12 protein-coding genes and 2 rRNA genes are annotated in these 18,262 nt (G+C 42.2%); 1 reads left to right on the forward strand and 13 read right to left on the reverse strand.

Translation table 11 applies throughout. The features are described from left to right. Nucleotides 1-14: 14 nt before the first annotated feature. From ND6B_RS16580 to ND6B_RS16555, 6 genes are all read right to left on the reverse strand, one after another. Entirely contained in the window at nt 15-2,699 is a 2,685-nt protein-coding gene (locus tag ND6B_RS16580) for a DUF349 domain-containing protein (protein WP_033102671.1), read from the reverse strand. Continuing rightward, nucleotides 2,689-2,970: a YeaC family protein gene (locus ND6B_RS16575; protein ID WP_013464607.1), complete on the reverse strand. Its 282-nt coding sequence runs from the start codon at nt 2,968-2,970 to the stop codon at nt 2,689-2,691. The genes ND6B_RS16580 and ND6B_RS16575 overlap by 11 nt, the downstream gene beginning before the upstream one ends. 1 nt (nt 2,971) lies before the next feature. After that, nucleotides 2,972-3,298, reverse strand: coding sequence for a hypothetical protein (locus ND6B_RS16570; protein WP_013464606.1), 327 nt, complete (start codon nt 3,296-3,298; stop codon nt 2,972-2,974). A 123-nt stretch (nt 3,299-3,421) separates the two neighbouring features. Then, nucleotides 3,422-4,924, reverse strand: coding sequence for an alanine/glycine:cation symporter family protein (locus ND6B_RS16565; protein ID WP_033102672.1), 1,503 nt, complete (start codon nt 4,922-4,924; stop codon nt 3,422-3,424). A gap of 374 nt (nt 4,925-5,298) precedes the next feature. Continuing rightward, nucleotides 5,299-6,426: a M14 family metallopeptidase gene (locus ND6B_RS16560; RefSeq protein WP_033102673.1), complete on the reverse strand. Its 1,128-nt coding sequence runs from the start codon at nt 6,424-6,426 to the stop codon at nt 5,299-5,301. A 193-nt stretch (nt 6,427-6,619) separates the two neighbouring features. After that, the gene (locus ND6B_RS16555; RefSeq protein ID WP_013464603.1) at nt 6,620-8,062 is read right to left on the reverse strand and encodes a glyceraldehyde-3-phosphate dehydrogenase; all 1,443 of its coding nucleotides are present in this window, start codon (nt 8,060-8,062) and stop codon (nt 6,620-6,622) included. A 172-nt stretch (nt 8,063-8,234) separates the two neighbouring features. Here ND6B_RS16555 and ND6B_RS16550 point away from each other — a divergent pair, with 172 nt between their 5' ends. Continuing rightward, nucleotides 8,235-9,032: a DUF2989 domain-containing protein gene (locus ND6B_RS16550; RefSeq protein WP_033102674.1), complete on the forward strand. Its 798-nt coding sequence runs from the start codon at nt 8,235-8,237 to the stop codon at nt 9,030-9,032. A gap of 41 nt (nt 9,033-9,073) precedes the next feature. On the opposite strand, the gene ihfA is transcribed toward ND6B_RS16550, so the two are convergent. The 7 genes from ihfA to ND6B_RS16515 form a co-directional block, all read right to left on the reverse strand. Continuing rightward, nucleotides 9,074-9,370 (reverse strand): integration host factor subunit alpha, encoded by a 297-nt coding sequence (gene ihfA, locus ND6B_RS16545; RefSeq protein ID WP_008114070.1) that lies wholly within the window; start codon nt 9,368-9,370, stop codon nt 9,074-9,076. Nucleotides 9,371-9,372: 2 nt separating this feature from the next. Continuing rightward, nucleotides 9,373-11,760, reverse strand: a complete 2,388-nt coding sequence (gene pheT, locus ND6B_RS16540) for a phenylalanine--tRNA ligase subunit beta (RefSeq protein WP_033102675.1) — start codon at nt 11,758-11,760, stop codon at nt 9,373-9,375. Between the two features lie 15 nt (nt 11,761-11,775). Next, nucleotides 11,776-12,756, reverse strand: coding sequence for a phenylalanine--tRNA ligase subunit alpha (gene pheS, locus ND6B_RS16535; RefSeq protein WP_013464600.1), 981 nt, complete (start codon nt 12,754-12,756; stop codon nt 11,776-11,778). A gap of 82 nt (nt 12,757-12,838) precedes the next feature. Next, the gene (hda, locus tag ND6B_RS16530; RefSeq protein ID WP_024603126.1) at nt 12,839-13,549 is read right to left on the reverse strand and encodes a DnaA inactivator Hda; all 711 of its coding nucleotides are present in this window, start codon (nt 13,547-13,549) and stop codon (nt 12,839-12,841) included. Beyond that, nucleotides 13,549-14,604, reverse strand: a complete 1,056-nt coding sequence (locus tag ND6B_RS16525; RefSeq protein WP_033102676.1) for a DUF2066 domain-containing protein — start codon at nt 14,602-14,604, stop codon at nt 13,549-13,551. Before ND6B_RS16525 ends, hda begins: the two co-directional genes overlap by 1 nt. A 499-nt stretch (nt 14,605-15,103) precedes the next feature. Continuing rightward, nucleotides 15,104-15,218, reverse strand: a 5S ribosomal RNA gene (rrf, locus tag ND6B_RS16520). 133 nt (nt 15,219-15,351) lie between these two features. Next, nucleotides 15,352-18,238 (reverse strand): 23S ribosomal RNA (locus tag ND6B_RS16515). Nucleotides 18,239-18,262: the final 24 nt, after the last annotated feature.

Below are 18,262 nucleotides of genomic sequence, written 5' to 3' on the forward strand. Positions count from 1 at the left end.
AAAAGTGATTGCGCTTAATTTACAGCAAAAATAACTTTTAACCTTGCTAGTGTGTCAGCTGTGACTGAACCCTCGCTGAGTGCTAATAACTGCTTTAAATAATAATTTAAATCAGCGTGTTCGCCACGGTGCTTATCATCAAGCATGGCTACTTGCTCTACCATTCTTTGCGATGAGTTTTGCGAACTTACGCTCGCAAGTATTTCCATACGCGTTAACAGCTGCTCACAGCTCAATGCTGTTTTAACTGCACCATTAAATTGGCTCGGGAGTGGCTCGTTGTTCTCAAGTGCAACAAATAAAGCATCTAAATTAGCTTGCTCATTTTTAGCCGCTAAGCCTGTCAGTTTTTCATCTATGGCTGATAACAAAGCAGACACTTTAGGGGTTAACGATTTAAACTGTGTATACCCTTTAACTTTGGTTTGCAAGTCAAGTAATTGGGCTTTACCTTCTACACTATTTAATGCTGCTTCAAGCTCATTCAGCTCAGTTGTTGCCAGCTTATCTGACTCGCTTTGTTCGCGCTTTTGCTGTTCAAACTCTTCGCTTCGTTTAGTGAAAGTTGCATCATTAAACTGACGGAATTTTTGCCACAATGCGTTTTCAGCTTTTAAGCCTGCAAACCCTATGGTTTGCCACTGTTGCTGTAACTGCTTTAGCTGTTGGCAAGCGTCTGCTAAATTATCGCTTTGTGATAATTGCTGTGCTTGCTCAACGAGCTCATTTTTAAGTGCGGCATTGCCTTTATGAAACGCGTTAAGTGACGCTACAACCTGTTGCTGCTCTGCCTTATAACGCTCGTTCAACACGCGGTATGTTTTCGGATCAACTTTACCCACACTTCGCCATGCTTTTTGCAAACGGTTATAGTTGCTTTCTAGTTGTTTCCAATCTAAATCAGCCGTATCAGTTGCTTGTAAATGCAGTGCATGCATATCAGCAATCAATTGCTCGCGCTCTGCTTTTGCTGCTTCACGTTGCACTTCTTGCTCAGCGAAGTAGCTGCGACAAGGGGCAAATAAAAGCTCAATTTTTTCATCAAACTCGTTGCCCTGTTGTTTCTCTTGCTCTGTATCAAGGCGTCCTAGCTCGTTCCAACGCTTGCGAAGTACTTTAACTTGATCAGCGCGCTGTTGTGGATCGTTACACGGCTCATCAACTAACGCTGTTACTTCTTCTAAAAGTGCTGCACGTTTTGGTGCGGCCGCATATTTTTGCCAATCTTTAGCATCGGCTAATTGCGCTTCTAGGTCTGCTTTTAAGTTAACCAGCGGCTGTTGGTATTTCTCAGTTAGGGCATTAAATAACTCTTCGAAGCCTTTAAATACACCAAATGCAACGTTAAAGCGCCCTTCTTCAATTAAACGTTTTACATCACGTGCCTTGCGTTTAGCTTGGCTTTGCGTTTTTTCAAGCGGCTTAGTGAGTTCGCTCATTGCGGCTAAAAATTGCTTTTTATGGCTGTTAAGCTGAGTTTTGAATGACGCTTGTAAATCAGTGCTAAGTACATTTAGGTGACTACGTGCAGTTTTAAATGTGTCATTGAACGCTGTTAACTGTTGATCGTAATCGCTAAGTTGCTCTGCAGGTTTTATTTCAATAAGCGTACTGTAGGCAATTTTATATTCTTTGATCGCCGTAGTTAGCTCAGGTAACTTGGCTACTTGTAAAAATAGTTGCTCAAGCTTATTAATCACTTGTTTTGATTGCTGATCAGCCATCAATTGCGTTTTATCTAGTGTGTCTTTTGCTTGTGCTACTTTTGCATTAAGCCAATCTTGCTGAATTTGCTCTGGGGTTTCTAATCCAAGTTGCAATGCATTTTCAATTTCTTCACTTAATGCTTCTAACGTAGCTAACGCTAACACTTGGCGCTGTTGCTGCGCTAAACGTTGCTGCTCTATTTCATGTTGCGCTTTTAAAGTTGCAATGTGTGCATCGAGCTTATCGGTAATTGATATATATTTAGCATCAAGGGTTTTTACATGTTCTTCACTTAGCCATTTCAACTCTAGTGCTTGCCACTGCGCCATGAGTTCTGCAGCTTGTGGGTCAACAATAGCGTAGTCATTTTTATCACGCAATGCATTAAGCTTTGCTAAAATAACACGGGTTGCATTTTCAACTTGTGATGGCATTTCAAGCGCTAAACGCTCGTTTTCAAGATGACTTTCTAGCGCAACTTTGGCTTCACCTTGAGCATGCTTTAACAGTGCTTTAGTTAACTGCTGAGTAATGACTAAATCAACTAACTGTTTTTGCAGCTCTTCGTTTGCTTCTTTAAAGGCTTTTTCAATAAGTTTAGGGTTAGCTAGGCGTTTTAATAGCTTAACTCTCACTTGCAGTTCTTTTTCAGCAAATGCTAGTTTTTCAAGGGTTTTAACCGGTGCAAAGCGTTCAATGTACTCATTTTTAATCTGCGCCGACAAGCTACTTTCACTGTTTAATACAGCCGATGAGATTTGTTGTTCAGCAACATCTTTCAATGCCTGATCTTGTTTGTAAGCTTTCCACCACAGTGGTAAGTCGTTTACTTTTTGCAGTGCTTTACGACGAATTTCAGCCGATGAGTCTTCAAGGGCTAAGGTGCTTAAAATTGTTACGTCACGTGCCACATCAAGTTTTTCAATCGCATCTAAACGAACTTGTTGCTTTGGGTGTTTCCATTTTGGTGTAAAAAGGTGTTTAAAGATCATTTTCACTGAACCTAGCTATTTCGTTATCTGATTTGAATTCTTTTTGTAGTTGCGCTTTGGTTTTTTGGATCATTTCTCCATTTGCACCAATGGTAAACTGCTCGTTTGATTGTGCTACTTTTGCTTGGTACAACATCACTAGTTGCACTGTTTGTTGCTTTTGCTCATCTGATAAAGGCGTGCCATCTGGCCACTTTCCCGTTGCCGCGCCATACTGTAAGCGCTCAAATAATTCTGGAGTAATATTCTGTACTAGGTTGTCAATATTCATGTCATTTTTTCTTTTTCAGAGTCACTAAAATAATACGGTTAATAAGGTACCAAATACAGCCAATGCCAATGGCCGAGGTATACGCATACCACTGAAGTGTTTTTTCTTGAGGTTGTAGGAAGTACAAACAAAAGAAGCCACCTAAAAATAAGATCAGCGCTAAAAAGGAGTGGTTCATAAACATTTGCTGCTTTTTAATTCGCTGCTCACGTTGAAGTTGTTGAACTTGCTCGGCATTTAATTCAGCAACGTTACTTTGGCAATGTGGACACTGCGAATGTTTATCTGAAATTGATTTTGCACATTTGGGGCAACGAATAATCGCCATACATCTCTCTCCATACTACGCATAAAAAAAGCGCCTTTCGGCGCTTTTCATTGTACTTGTTTTATTGCTCTTTGTCTTTTTTGAATTTAACCCAATAGATGATATTAGGTTATTGGGATCTGTTTATTCAGCGTCTTTAGATTGCTTTTCAAGACGTTTTTCCCAGAAGGTGGCGTTTTTAATCCCTAACTTAACTGGATCAAATGTGATTTGGCCACCTTTTTTCTTCTGGTCTTCATAATCACTCAAACATGTTAAGGCCGGTTTAGCGACAAAGAAAATGGCTAATATACCCAATATGTTGATCCACGCCATTAAGCCAACGCCTATGTCGCCAATAGTCCAAATATAACCGGAACTGTTAACCATGCCGTAGGCTACCATAAACATAATCATAAGTTTTACCACTACAAGCGGAATACTTCCTTTAAAGTAGCGATTTAAGTACGCGATATTCGTCTCAGCAATGAAGTAATAAGCCAGTATGGTGGTAAAAGCAAAGAAGAATAAAGCGATACCTACAAACGCTTCGCCAAAGCTACCAAATACACTAAACAACGCCATTTGGGTAAATGCTGCTGACCCCACTTCAGTTGCCGCATCAACATTTTGTATAATGAATTGCCCTTCTGGCAAAGTGCCGACTACATTGTATTGCTGCGTCATTAAAATCATTAATGCCGTTGCTGTACATACAAAAAGCGTATCAACATAAACAGAAAAAGCTTGCACTAAACCTTGCTGTGCAGGGTGATCAACTTCTGCCGCCGCCGCCGCATGAGGACCTGTACCTTGACCGGCTTCATTAGAATAGATACCACGCTTAACACCCCAGCCAATTGCAGCGCCAAAACCTGCTTGGGCTGTAAATGCATCACCAATAATGAGCGAGAAAATGCCTGGTACTTTGTCTATATTTAAAAATACGATAATTAAGGCCAATACGATGTAACCAAGCGCCATAAATGGCACTACAATTTGCGTAAAATTAGCAATGCGCTTTATACCACCAAAGATAATAATCGCTAAAACGATTAGAATAATGGCCAACGCAACCAGTTTAAAACTGCCTACGTCACCAAAACTTGTAGACACCATAGTGCCATCGCCAAATACTTGAGTGAATGCGTTGCCCACAGCATTTGCTTGCACGCCCGGCAGGAAAACCCCACACGCTATAATTGCCGACACAGCAAATAATACAGCCAGCCATTTTTGCCCTAAGCAACGGTCAAAATAATAGGCTGGACCACCGCGGTATTGGCCGTCTTCTTCTAATTTATAAATTTGACCTAATGTTGACTCCGCGTATGCAGTACTTGCACCTAAAAAAGCAACAACCCACATCCAGAAAATAGCGCCAGGGCCACCAAAACCAATTGCGGCTGCAACACCGGCAATATTACCAACCCCTACTCGCCCAGATAATGAGACAGCAAGGGCTTGAAAAGATGAAATCCCTTTTTCTGAGGTGTTAGGGCTAAATAATAGCTTACACATTTCTTTAAAATGTCTAACTTGAGCAAATCGAGTTAGTACGGAGTAAAATAAGCCTGCGCCTAGGCATAAATAGATGAGTGCATCACTCCAAACAACATCATTAACGGCGCTTACAAAAGCTTCCATGAACATCCTCACAGTTATATTTATTATTATTAATTACCATACTCTGCTACTCAGAATACCTGTCATAAGCTTTACGAAATAAGGGGTTAATCTTTTCCGTTTCTCTTATTGTTCAATCGATATTAACTTAAGTACCCAATATTGTTAACAGTTAATTTTCAAAGCAACTTATTGTTGATTTATATTAAGTCTTCCAGAGCAACGTTTAACTAAGTGCAAATTGATTTAGACTATATGGTATTAAATCTGTCGAGAAGGTGTATTGAAACGTTTTAGTGCTGTGGTGGGTAAATGATTCTTATTTTTTGGTACGGTTGGTTTAGCTAAAAGTAACAAGGGTATCAATATTATTGATACCCTTTGAAACAAACGTTTTATCTTAAGTTGTCTACAACATTAACAATGGCTGCTAAAGTATCTTGTCCAAATTGATATGAACGACGATCTGACCAACCATAATCTGGATCGGGTAAGTCATTATTATCTTTAAATGGCATTTCAACTGTGTAAGTTAGCGCTTTAAATTCTTCTGCTGTGGCCGATGAACCTACTGTTAAGTTAGCTTGACCTGGTTCGTCTTTATCGTAGCCATGCGTATCTTGAAACTCTGGAGTAATAGTTAAAAGCGCGGCCTTAAAGCTATCCTCTAAGCCTTTTAGGCGTGCATCATAGCTTGGTATGCCTTCGCTACCGGCAACAAAATTATATGGAATGGCTTCATCACCATGAATGTCTAGGTGCATGTCTAAGCCGGCTTCGCGCATTTTATTAAGCACTAAGTAAACTTCTGGGCTGTTTTCCATGCTGGGTGTTTGCCATTCACGGTTTAAGTTAACCCCTTTAGCGTTAGTGCGTAGATGACCGCGTGCACTGCCATCTGGATTCATGTTTGGCACGATATAAAATACCGCTTTTGATAGTAACGCTGCTGCATGAGGGTCTTCATCATTAAGTAGCTTGTGTACTAAGCCTTCTACAAACCACTCTGCCATTGTTTCACCTGGGTGTTGACGAGCAGTGATCCAAATTACTTTTTTATCGGCGCTTGGCTGACCAATTTTAAGCACGCTCATGTCACGCCCATCAAGCGTTTGACCTAGTGTTTCTAGTTGGCAAATTTCTTGGCTTTGCGCCCATGCTAATAAGTCTAAATGACGATCGTAGCTGTAAGGTGCAAAGTAGGCGAAGTAAACGCTGCTGCACTCAGGCTCAAGCTCAAATGTTAATGTGCCATTTTCATACGAAGACGGTACACGGAACCATGTTTGACGGTCGTATGAAGCGACAGCTTGGTAGTCTACCCAACCATCAGGGTATGCAGACTTATCAAGATTATTAATATTTAACTGATGAAGTTGATAAGGCGTTGTCTCAAGACGAAAGTGAAACCACTGATAAAACTCAGACTGATGATCTTTATTAATTTCTAGCTGAATATTTAACGGATCGGTGGCTTCAATAACTTTAATATTACCACTGTCGAAATTGCTACTGATTTTCATTACAACAAACCTATTAGTTAACTGTGTGTCTTTGACTAAGGCATTTAGCCAAGAGGTAAATACGTGTCACTGCACTTTAAAAGTGTATAAACGCGTACCCAATTTAATAAAGCGTACCATAACCGCTTCACTTTAAAAATCTTCAGACCTAAAAAAGCCAGCAAGTGCTGGCTTTTCTTAATTGCTCATGTGTTTATCGAGGTAAACTTGGGAATGAGACTTCTGCCATGTCGCGCATACAGCGAACTACCTGACAGCTATAACCAAACTCATTGTCGTACCATACGTAAAGTACTACGCGGTTATCATCAACAATCGTTGCTTGAGAATCAACAACACCTGCGTAACGGCTACCCACTAAATCGGTAGAGACGATTTCAGTTGATGCTGTGTAATCAATTTGATCACGTAGGTCTGAGTGAAGTGCTGTTTCACGTAAAAACGCATTAAGCTCTTCAACCGTTGTACTCTTTTCAAGGTTCAAGTTTAAGATAGCTAACGATACGTTTGGTGTAGGTACACGGATTGCGTTACCTGTTAGTTTACCTTCAAGCTCTGGTAATGCTTTAGAAACCGCTTTCGCTGCACCTGTTTCAGTGATAACCATGTTTAACGCCGCAGCACGACCACGACGTTCCGCTTTGTGGTAGTTATCAATTAAGTTTTGGTCATTAGTGTATGAGTGAACTGTTTCAACATGGCCATTCTTAATACCAAACTGATCGTTTAATGCTTTAAGTGTTGGCGTAATCGCATTGGTTGTACAACTTGCTGCACAGACAATTTTGTCTTCCGGTAAAATATCTTGGTTGTTTACACCGTAAACGATATTTTTAATATTACCTTTAGCAGGCGCTGTTAATAATACTTTTGCAGCCCCTTTAGATTCTAAATGCTGACCAAGGCCGGCTTCATCTTTCCAGATACCTGTGTTATCAACGACTAATGCGTTTTCGATGCCGTAGGCGCTGTAATCAACTTCACTTGGCGAGTTAGCGTAGATAACTTGAATGTAGCTACCGTTCGCTTTAATTGCATTACGCTCTTTATCGATGGTGATAGAACCATTAAATGGACCATGGATAGAGTCACGACGTAATAAGCTTGCACGTTTCTCTAAATCTCCATCTTTACCGCCACGCACAACAATAGCGCGAAGGTTTAAATCGGCATACGGGCCTGACTTTTCAATTAACAAACGTGCTAATAAGCGACCGATACGACCAAAACCGTAAAGTACAACGTCACGTGGTGCTTTTGGTTTAGAGTCAACAATTTCAGCAAGTTCATCTTTAACAAACTCTTCTACTGAACGACCATTCGCTGCATCTGTGTATAAATAGCTGTATGCTAATTTACCAATATCGATACGGGCAGAATTTAATTCCATTTTGCTGATAGCTTCTAAGAATGGGAAGCTTTCACGTAGGCGCAGTTTAGTCCCTTCAAATTGAGCTACTGATTTGTGAGACTTGATAATATCAATAGTGCTTGAATTTACTAATGGACGGCCGTAAACAGCGATTTCGATACCACGATTACGGTACAATTTACCAATAATAGGCTGCATGCTTTCTGCGTAATCTTGACGTTCTTGCCAGCTACTTGTGTATTCTAACTCGTGAGATGAGGTCATTTTTTTTACCTAATTAAACAATTTTGAACGGATAGCCTAAGAATGCATCGAATTTTGAGAGCAACGCATTCCTTCGGGCAGGCCTATTCTAATTTAATCTCATTTTATTCTCTACTGTTAGAGACTAAAGTTTAGGCTAGAATAATACTTTATTGATAATTGAGAGACTCGGATGGCTTTTAAGCGCATAACCCTCGCCTTTGCAATGTTGCTTACAGGCTGTGAAGAATCTTTAACCGTTGAAGATATTTGCGTTCAATCGCCGGCCATGTGTAATGATCTTAACCAAGATAGTCACTGTAAAGCGCAGCGAGAACGTACTATTGTTTCTCGTCACCTTGAATCTTTACAACCAACCGATGAACGCAAATATCAATTACTTAAAGCGTTTGAGCATTACAATCAATGTATTGCTTTGGCAGCCAACATTCAGCACATAAAACTAAAAAGCAAAACCACGGCTCGCCGACGTGCCCACTTAACGAGCATGAGGGAAATAGCGCGGATTTATCAACAGACAAAACACACCAGCCACCCGGGCTTGCTTTATTATCATTGGTCAAGAAACAATGACGAAAGTGCATTAACACGTTTGCTCGCTTTAGAACATACTGCAGAAGTTGAACAAAGTGCTGAGATGCAATTTTACTTGGCGTCTTATTACATTAAGGTTGATGAAGAAAAAGCGATTAATTTTTTATACAACACGCTAGCACTGAATAAAGCCAAGCATGAACCGAACCCTGAAATATATATGTCTTTGATCAGCCTGTTTTATAAACATCAACAATATAAACATGCTTATATTTTTGCCAAAATAGCTCAGCTCTCTGGTATTGAACATATTGATATACTGTTAATTGAGCAGCAGTTAATAGCACAAGGAAAGAATTTAGAGAGTTTAGATAGGTTAGCCGAGCAGACTTTGCAGCAAATAGATCAAGGAACGTTTATTTCCCCCCGGAAATAATAAAACAGATACAAAAAAGGCAGCTTACGCTGCCTTTTTGTTTATTTTTTGCTAGTGCCTACTTCGACACGGGTTTTTAACTTTTGCCCCGGTCTAAAGGTAACCACGCGACGTGCTGAAATTGGGATATCTTCTCCCGTTTTCGGATTACGTCCCGGCCTTTCTTTCTTATCTCGAAGATCAAAGTTACCAAATCCAGAGAGCTTAATCTGCTCGCCTTTTTCAAGCGCTGAGCGGATTTCTTCAAAAAACGCTTCAACTAAATCTTTGGCATCTTTTTTATTGATCCCGAGCTTTTCAAATAGGTGTTCAGCTATGTCGGCTTTAGTAAGCGCCATATCTAGTCCCTCAACGATGCATTAAACTTTTCGGCCAGTGCGGCCACCACGTTATCAACTACCTGATTGATATCTTTCTCTTCGAGTGTTCTATCAACCGCTTGCAGTGTTAGAGCAATCGCCAAACTCTTATAATTTGGCTCAATACCTTTGCCCTTATACACATCGAATAAGTTTAGGTCAACCAATTGATTTCCGCCAACTTTTCCGATGACGTTTAAAATATCACCTATTTTAACGCTGTCTTGTACTAAAATAGCGATGTCGCGGCGATTTGATGGGAATTTAGACACCCCAACAGCCTGCGGTAAATTTCTTTTTTCTAATGCCGACATTTCAATTTCAAACACAAAAGTAGCGTTATTGATATCTAACGATTTTTGCGCCTGAGGGTGTAATGCACCAAAGAAACCTACCTTTTTACCATCAACATAAATAACGGCTGATTGACCAGGATGAAGGCCATCTGATTGCTCGGCTTTAATTTCAAAGCGGCTAACATCGTTGGTAATTGCAAGTAATGCTTCAACATCCCCTTTTAGGTCGTAAAAATCAACGTTACGTTTTTCTTCAACCCAATGTTCGCCATGCACAAGCCCGGTAATAACACCACCAATAACCGGCACTTGGTAAACGCCATTTTCTGCGCTTTCATCGCTGATAAACTTAAGGCCGTGTTCAAATAAGCGAATACGTGGCTGCTGGCGGTTTTGGTTATACGCAACAGATGCCAATAAGCCAGGCATTAAGCTTACACGCATCGCTGACATTTCAATTGAAATTGGGTGCGGCAATACCAATGCGTTACACTCTGGATGTAAAATAGCTTGCGCTTTAGGATCAACAAAACTGTAAGTAATGGCTTCTTGATAGCCACGGGTTACTAGCGCATTACGAAAACGGCTCAGTGCAACAGTTGACTCATCGTGTGTGGTCATTTTAAGTTTTGCAGTTGGTGCCACATTAGGAATACTGTTGTAACCGTATACACGTGCTACTTCTTCAATTAAATCTTCTTCAATACGAATATCAAAGCGGTAGCTTGGTACATCAGCGCTCCAGCTATCATTGTCAAATTTAACATCAAGACCTAAACGCGTAAGTATATCGGTTACTTTAGCATCGTCAATGTGATGACCAATAACACGGTCTAAACGTGAACGACGTAAACGTACTTCAGTTACTTTTGGTAACTTATCAGCAGCAACAGCTTCAACGATTGGACCTGCGTTACCACCTACAATCTCCAGAAGTAACGCTGTAGCGCGCTCCATGGCATCGTGTTGTAGTGCAAAGTCGACCCCACGCTCATAGCGATGAGATGCATCAGTGTGCAAACCATAGCTGCGTGCTTGTCCTGCAATAGCCACTGGATTGAAGAATGCGCTTTCTAGTAAAATATCAGCTGTTTTTTCAGTAACACCCGATTGCTCACCGCCAAAAATACCAGCAATGGCTAGTGCTTTATGATGATCGGCAATCACTAATGTCGATTCATTTAATTTAGCCGTATTACCGTCTAATAAAACCAGCTCTTCACCTGGGGTTGCACTACGTACTTTAATTCCACCATCAATCGCATTTAAATCAAATGCATGCATTGGGTGGCCAAGCTCTAATAATACAAAGTTAGTCACATCAACAACCGGATCGATTGAACGTACACCACTACGACGTAGCTTTTCAACCATCCATAATGGCGTCTCAGCGTCTAGGTTAATGCCCTTAATAACACGCCCTAAATAGCGAGGACAGGCATCATCGTTAACCAACTCAATTGATACTTTGTCTTCAATTGTCGGGGTTACCGCTGGAATGCTTAATGTATTTACATCAATACTGTTAAGTACGCCGACTTCGCGGGCAAGCCCTTTAATACCTAAACAGTCGCCACGATTAGGCGTTAAATCTACGTCAATAATGTTGTCATCAAGCGCTAAATATTCGCGTAAATCGTCACCAATAGGCGCATCAAGAGGCAATTCCATAATGCCATCGCCTTCTTCACTAATACCTAGCTCATCAAACGCACATAACATGCCGTGTGAAGGCTGACCACGGAGTTTGGCTTTTTTAATTTTGAAATCGCCTGGTAACACTGCGCCAACAGTGGCAACTGCAACTTTAATACCTTGGCGGCAATTTGGTGCACCACAAACAATATCAAGCAGTTCATCACCACCAACATTAATTTTTGTTACACGTAGTTTATCTGCATCAGGGTGTTGGCCACACTCAACCACTTCACCTACCACAACGCCATTAAATTTGGCTGCTGCCGGCTCAACGCCATCTACTTCTAAACCAGCCATTGAAAGCTGTTCCGAAAGAGCTTGCGTATCAATTGCAGGATTTACCCACTCTCTTAACCACTTTTCACTAAATTTCATTTTATCTCTTCACTCTTAACGGAACTGGTTTAGGAATTTTAAGTCATTTTCGAAAAACGCACGTAAATCGTTTACGCCGTAACGCAACATGGTTAAGCGCTCAACACCCATACCAAAAGCGAAACCTGTGTATTTTTCAGGATCGATGCCTACAGACTTAAGTACGTTAGGATGAACCATGCCACAACCTAATACTTCTAACCATTTACCGTCTTTACCCATCACGTCCACTTCTGCTGAAGGCTCTGTAAACGGGAAGAATGAAGGACGAAAACGAATTTCCATGTCTTCTTCAAAAAAGTTACGTAAAAAGTCATGTAAAATACCTTTAAGCTCAGTGAAGCTTACATCAGTATCAACCATCAACCCTTCCACCTGATGGAACATAGGCGTGTGTGTTTGGTCGTAATCGTTACGGTATACACGCCCTGGCGAAATAATACGCAGTGGCGGTTGCTCAGTTTCCATGGTACGAATTTGTACACCACTGGTTTGAGTACGTAAAACCAACTTAGGATTAAAGTAAAAGGTATCGTGATCGGCGCGAGCTGGGTGATGCTCTGGTATATTTAACGCATCAAAGTTATGAAAGTCATCTTCTACTTCAGGGCCTGATTTAACAGCAAACCCAAGTTCACCAAAGAAGCTTTCAATACGCTCAATGGTGCGAGTCACTGGGTGCAAACCACCCGATGGCATAACACGCCCAGGTAAAGTTACATCGATTGTTTCTGCCGCTAGTTTTTCTTCTAATGCTTTACTTGCTAACAATTCACGCTTGTCATTAATCGCAACTTGCACGTCTTGCTTAGCTTGGTTAATTACTTGGCCTGCTTCTTTACGTTCTTCAGGGGCAATTTTACCTAACGTTTTAAGTAAGCTGGTAATTTCGCCTTTTTTACCAAGATAGTTAACCCTGATCTCTTCTAGCTGCGCGATTTCACTGGCACTGGCTACCGCCTCAAGTGCTTGCGCTAATATGTTTTCTAAGTTCATTCGATACCTGATCTTTCACAGAAGGTGATTACAATTTAGTTAGCTAATGATAACTGAAAGCAGGGTCTAGATTCTAGACCTACTACAGCTTTAGCGTTGATTTTATAAAAGGAATAGTCAATTTTCGTTGTGCAGCCATGGATGCGTGATCTAATTTGTCTAATACATCCAATAAAGCACGCATATCACGACTCAAACGCGTTAATAAAAATCGCGCACATTCATCGCTCAGTTCAAGCCCACGCATATTTGCACGCTTAACCAGCGCCTGTGCTTTATCATCGTCACTCATAGAACGAATTTGAAACGTAGTGCCCCACTTTAAACGGGATTCTAAGTCGGGCAAGCTAATATTAAGCATGTTAGGCAGTAAATCGGCAGTCACTACCAGCATTTTATTGGGCTCATTAAAGCGATTAAAAAAGTTAAATAACGCTTTTTCCCATGCATCATTGCCTGCTACCAAGTGCACATCATCAATACACAATACATCCAATGCTTCAAGCCCATCTAAAACCATTGGTCCAAAATGAATGACCTCGCGCATGGAAAGCAGCATATTAGATAAGCCACGCTCTTGTGCCTGAATACAAGTGGCATATAGTAAGTGAGATTTACCAGAATCTCCTAAGCCACACAAATAGGTATACTGAAAAGAGTGAGCAAGCTTAGAAAAGCTATCTTTGAGATGATTTACCTCGAGTGAGTCTTCACCGCCAAAGTAGGATGCAAATGTTTCATCGTCCGGTAAAGTAACCGGCAATGCCATTTGTATTGGCTCTTGAGTTAGCATTAATTTACAACCCATTGATACTCTAGGCTTTGCTCATCAACTATGTGATAAAAAGCACGAGGATCAACATAGTCTTTAAAGGCGTTATCCAGGCCAAGGGCTTTTTTAAGGTCACTCACAGTCCCCGTATGATGAAGCTCAAACTCAACCGAATCGGGTGTTTTGCGTAAAATAACAGCTTGAGTTACTACGCTTAGATTGAGTAGACGACGCTTTGCCAATTCAATATCAACAAAGCTCTCAGTCCCTTTTAAAGTTAAATTGGCAGTACGCTGCTCATAATAAGCATTAGGATCAATCGCATATTCACCAGCTAAACCTTGTGCTAAATCATCAATCATTTGCGCAACAATTTGCTGTCTATAGCCAGTGATACGGTTAGATTCAAACATTTCATCATTGGTAAAGCGCCAATCTAGTACCCAATTATCAGAGTTAAACGCTTGATACATTCTAGCAGTAATACTGCGCTCAGCACTGTAGCGTTTAGATGCCTCTTCTACAGGCCCAGAAAAATTTCCCCAAACTTCAGGGACACCAACAAGCCGTCTGTCTTGTAAATCGAGTAAAGGCACAACAACCGGTAAACCGCGGCGGCTTGCTTTGTCGTAAATCAGTTGCTCTAACTGAGGATAACTCTCTTGAGTAACCAGCTCTCGCTGCCTGTTATCTTCAATGCCTAACCAGATGGCAACCAGTGGGCGTTGAGCTCCCCACAACGGCAAATTAAGATCTTTTATTAGTGCATTGATCTTTCGCGCTTCAAATTTAACTAGTAACTTAAGCGTTCCGGGAATACGCTCATCGTATTCAAATTTAAGCATATAATCAGATATATCTTTGGTGCGTTGCTGTGCTATCTGATTTTCATCTGCACTTTTATCACCACTCACTTTTACTAGTACGTTAAGAAGCGCTTTGCGACTAGCGTCTAAACGCGCATCACGAGATTTATCTTCTACAACCAAAATATCTTGATATAGATCAGTTACTTCAACTGCAGATACAGAAACACAAAAGAAAATGGATATGGCGCTAATTAATAATCTATACACAGGCAAATCAATATTGGTTTTAAACTGTTTTGATCCTAAATCAAAGCCACTAACAAAGCAAAATTATATTTTTACAGTTACTAAAGCTGCTGATTAAGTCGAACTTTCTTGTATTAAGAGTCGCTGCGCTACTTCGTAGCTATAAGGCAGTAGAATATCATGGTGCCGACAACGATAGAGAATGCATAACCGATGCATGGAGTAGGCATTAGTCTCTGATCAATTCTCTTCCTTTAACCTATTACCTTTTACCTTGATCTACATTTTCACTTTATTCCAAACACGAAAAAGCCCAACGACTGCTAGTCGGGCTTTTTCGTGTTTGGAGTCATGGTGCCGATAACGATAAAGAATGCATAACCGATGCATGGAGTATGCATTAGGCTCTGATCAATTCTCTTCCTTTAACCTGTTACCTTTTATCTTGCATCTGCATTTTCACTTTCCTGCAGACGTAAAAAAGCCCGACTATTTCTAGTCGGGCTTTCTTTAATTTGGAGCCTGGTAATGTCCTACTTTCACATAGCAAATGCTACACTATCATCGGCGCTGTTTCGTTTCACTGCTGAGTTCGGCATGGGGTCAGGTGGGTCCAAAACGCTATTGTCACCAAGCAAATTTGGTGTAAGTTCGATTTAATCGAGCTTACTAAAATTTGGAATTCTGATAATAAAAGTCTTCAAGTATCTACTTTAGTTATATTAACTTCTTTGCTTAAACTATCACATAAAACGCGTTTGGCGTTGTATGGTTAAGCCTCACGGGTAATTAGTACAAGTTAGCTTAATGGCTCACACCACTTCCACATCTTGCCTATCAACGTTGTAGTCTTCAACGGCCCTTCAGAGACTTCAAAAGTCTAGTGAGAACTCATCTCGAGGCCTGCTTCGCGCTTAGATGCTTTCAGCGCTTATCAGTTCCGAACGTAGCTACCGGGCAATGCCATTGGCATGACAACCCGAACACCAGCGGTTCGTTCACTCCGGTCCTCTCGTACTAGGAGCAACCCCTCTCAATTCTCAAACGCCCACGGCAGATAGGGACCGAACTGTCTCACGACGTTCTAAACCCAGCTCGCGTACCACTTTAAATGGCGAACAGCCATACCCTTGGGACCGACTTCAGCCCCAGGATGTGATGAGCCGACATCGAGGTGCCAAACACCGCCGTCGATATGAACTCTTGGGCGGTATCAGCCTGTTATCCCCGGAGTACCTTTTATCCGTTGAGCGATGGCCCTTCCATTCAGAACCACCGGATCACTATGACCTACTTTCGTACCTGCTCGACGTGTCTGTCTCGCAGTTAAGCTGGCTTCTACCATTACACTAACCGTACGATGTCCGACCGTACTTAGCCAACCTTCGTGCTCCTCCGTTACTCTTTGGGAGGAGACCGCCCCAGTCAAACTACCCACCAGGCACTGTCCGTAACCCCGATTCAGGGGCCAACGTTAGAACATCAAAACTACAAGGGTGGTATTTCAAGGACGACTCCACAAAAACTAGCGTCTCTGCTTCTAAGTCTCCCACCTATCCTACACATGTAGGTTCAATGTTCAGTGCCAAGCTGTAGTAAAGGTTCACGGGGTCTTTCCGTCTAGCCGCGGGTACACAGCATCTTCACTGCGATTTCAATTTCACTGAGTCTCGGGTGGAGACAGCGTGGCCATGGTTACACCATTCGTGCAGGTCGGAACTTACCCGACAAGGAATTTCGCTACCTTAGGACCGTTATAGTTACGGCCGCCGTTTACCGGGGCTTCGATCAAGAGCTTCTCCGAAGATAACCCCATCAATTAACCTTCCGGCACCGGGCAGGTGTCACACCGTATACGTCATCTTGCGATTTTGCACAGTGCTGTGTTTTTAATAAACAGTCCCAGCCACCTGGTCACTGCGGCTCCAATCAGCTTAGAGAGCAAGTCTCATCACCAATCGGAGCGTACCTTCTCCCGAAGTTACGGTACGATTTTGCCTAGTTCCTTCACCCGAGTTCTCTCAAGCGCCTTAGTATTCTCTACCTGACCACCTGTGTCGGTTTGGGGTACGATTCGGTATAATCTGAAGCTTAGAGGCTTTTCCTGGAAGTATGGCATCAGCAACTTCATCACCTTGGTGACTCGTCTCGTGTCTCAGCCTAACAGCAACCCGGATTTACCTAAGTCGCTAGCCTACACACTTTCACATGGACTACCATCGCCATGCTTGCTTAGCCTGCTCCGTCCCCCCATCGCAATTATACCAAGTACGGAAATATTAATCCGTTTCCCATCGACTACGCCTTTCGGCCTCGCCTTAGGGGTCGACTTACCCTACCCTGATTAACATGGGATAGGAACCCTTGGTCTTCCGGCGTGCGGGTTTTTCACCCGCATTATCGTTACTCATGTCAGCATTCGCACTTCTGATACGTCCAGCATACCTCCCGGTACACCTTCAACCGCTTACAGAACGCTCCCCTACCACTCAAAATAAATTTTGAATCCGCAGCTTCGGTGCATAGTTTAGCCCCGTTACATCTTCCGCGCAGACCGACTCGACCAGTGAGCTATTACGCTTTCTTTAAAGGATGGCTGCTTCTAAGCCAACCTCCTGGCTGTCTGGGCCTTTCCACATCGTTTCCCACTTAACTATGACTTTGGGACCTTAGCTGGCGGTCTGGGTTGTTTCCCTCTTCACGACGGACGTTAGCACCCGCCGTGTGTCTCCCGGATATTACTTTACGGTATTCGGAGTTTGCAAAGGGTTGGTAAGTCGGGATGACCCCCTAGCCTTAACAGTGCTCTACCCCCGTAAGTATTCGTCCGAGGCTCTACCTAAATAGATTTCGGGGAGAACCAGCTATCTCCCGGTTTGATTAGCCTTTCACTCCTAACCACAGGTCATCCCCTAACTTTTCAACGTTAGTGGGTTCGGTCCTCCAGTTGATGTTACTCAACCTTCAACCTGCCCATGGCTAGATCACCGGGTTTCGGGTCTATACCTTGCAACTATTCGCCCAGTTAAGACTCGGTTTCCCTACGGCTACCCTAATCGGTTAACCTCGCTACAAAATATAAGTCGCTGACCCATTATACAAAAGGTACGCAGTCACCCAACAAGTGGGCTCCTACTGCTTGTACGTACACGGTTTCAGGTTCTATTTCACTCCCCTCACAGGGGTTCTTTTCGCCTTTCCCTCACGGTACTGGTTCACTATCGGTCAGTTGGGAGTATTTAGCCTTAGATGATGGTCCACCTATATTCAGTCAAAGTTTCACGTGCTCCGACCTACTCGATTTCACTTAAAATGCGTTTTCATGTACGGGACTATCACCCTGTATCGTGGCACTTTCCAGAGCCTTCCATTAACACATAATAAGCTTAAGGGCTGTTCCGATTTCGCTCGCCGCTACTATCGGAATCTCGGTTGATTTCTTTTCCTACGGGTACTTAGATGTTTCAGTTCTCCGCGTTCGCCTCGTTAACCTATGTATTCAGTTAACGATACCTGCAAGCAGGTGGGTTTCCCCATTCGGAAATCCTAGTCTCAAGTGCTTTTTACTAGCTTGACTAGGCTTATCGCAAGTTAATACGTCCTTCATCGCCTCCAACTGCCAAGGCATCCACCGTGTACGCTTAGTCACTTAACCATACAACCCAAACGGGTCTTTGTT

It is taken from the genome of Pseudoalteromonas sp. ND6B, from assembly GCF_000764215.1.
Taxonomy (GTDB): Bacteria; Pseudomonadota; Gammaproteobacteria; order Enterobacterales; family Alteromonadaceae; genus Pseudoalteromonas; species Pseudoalteromonas tetraodonis.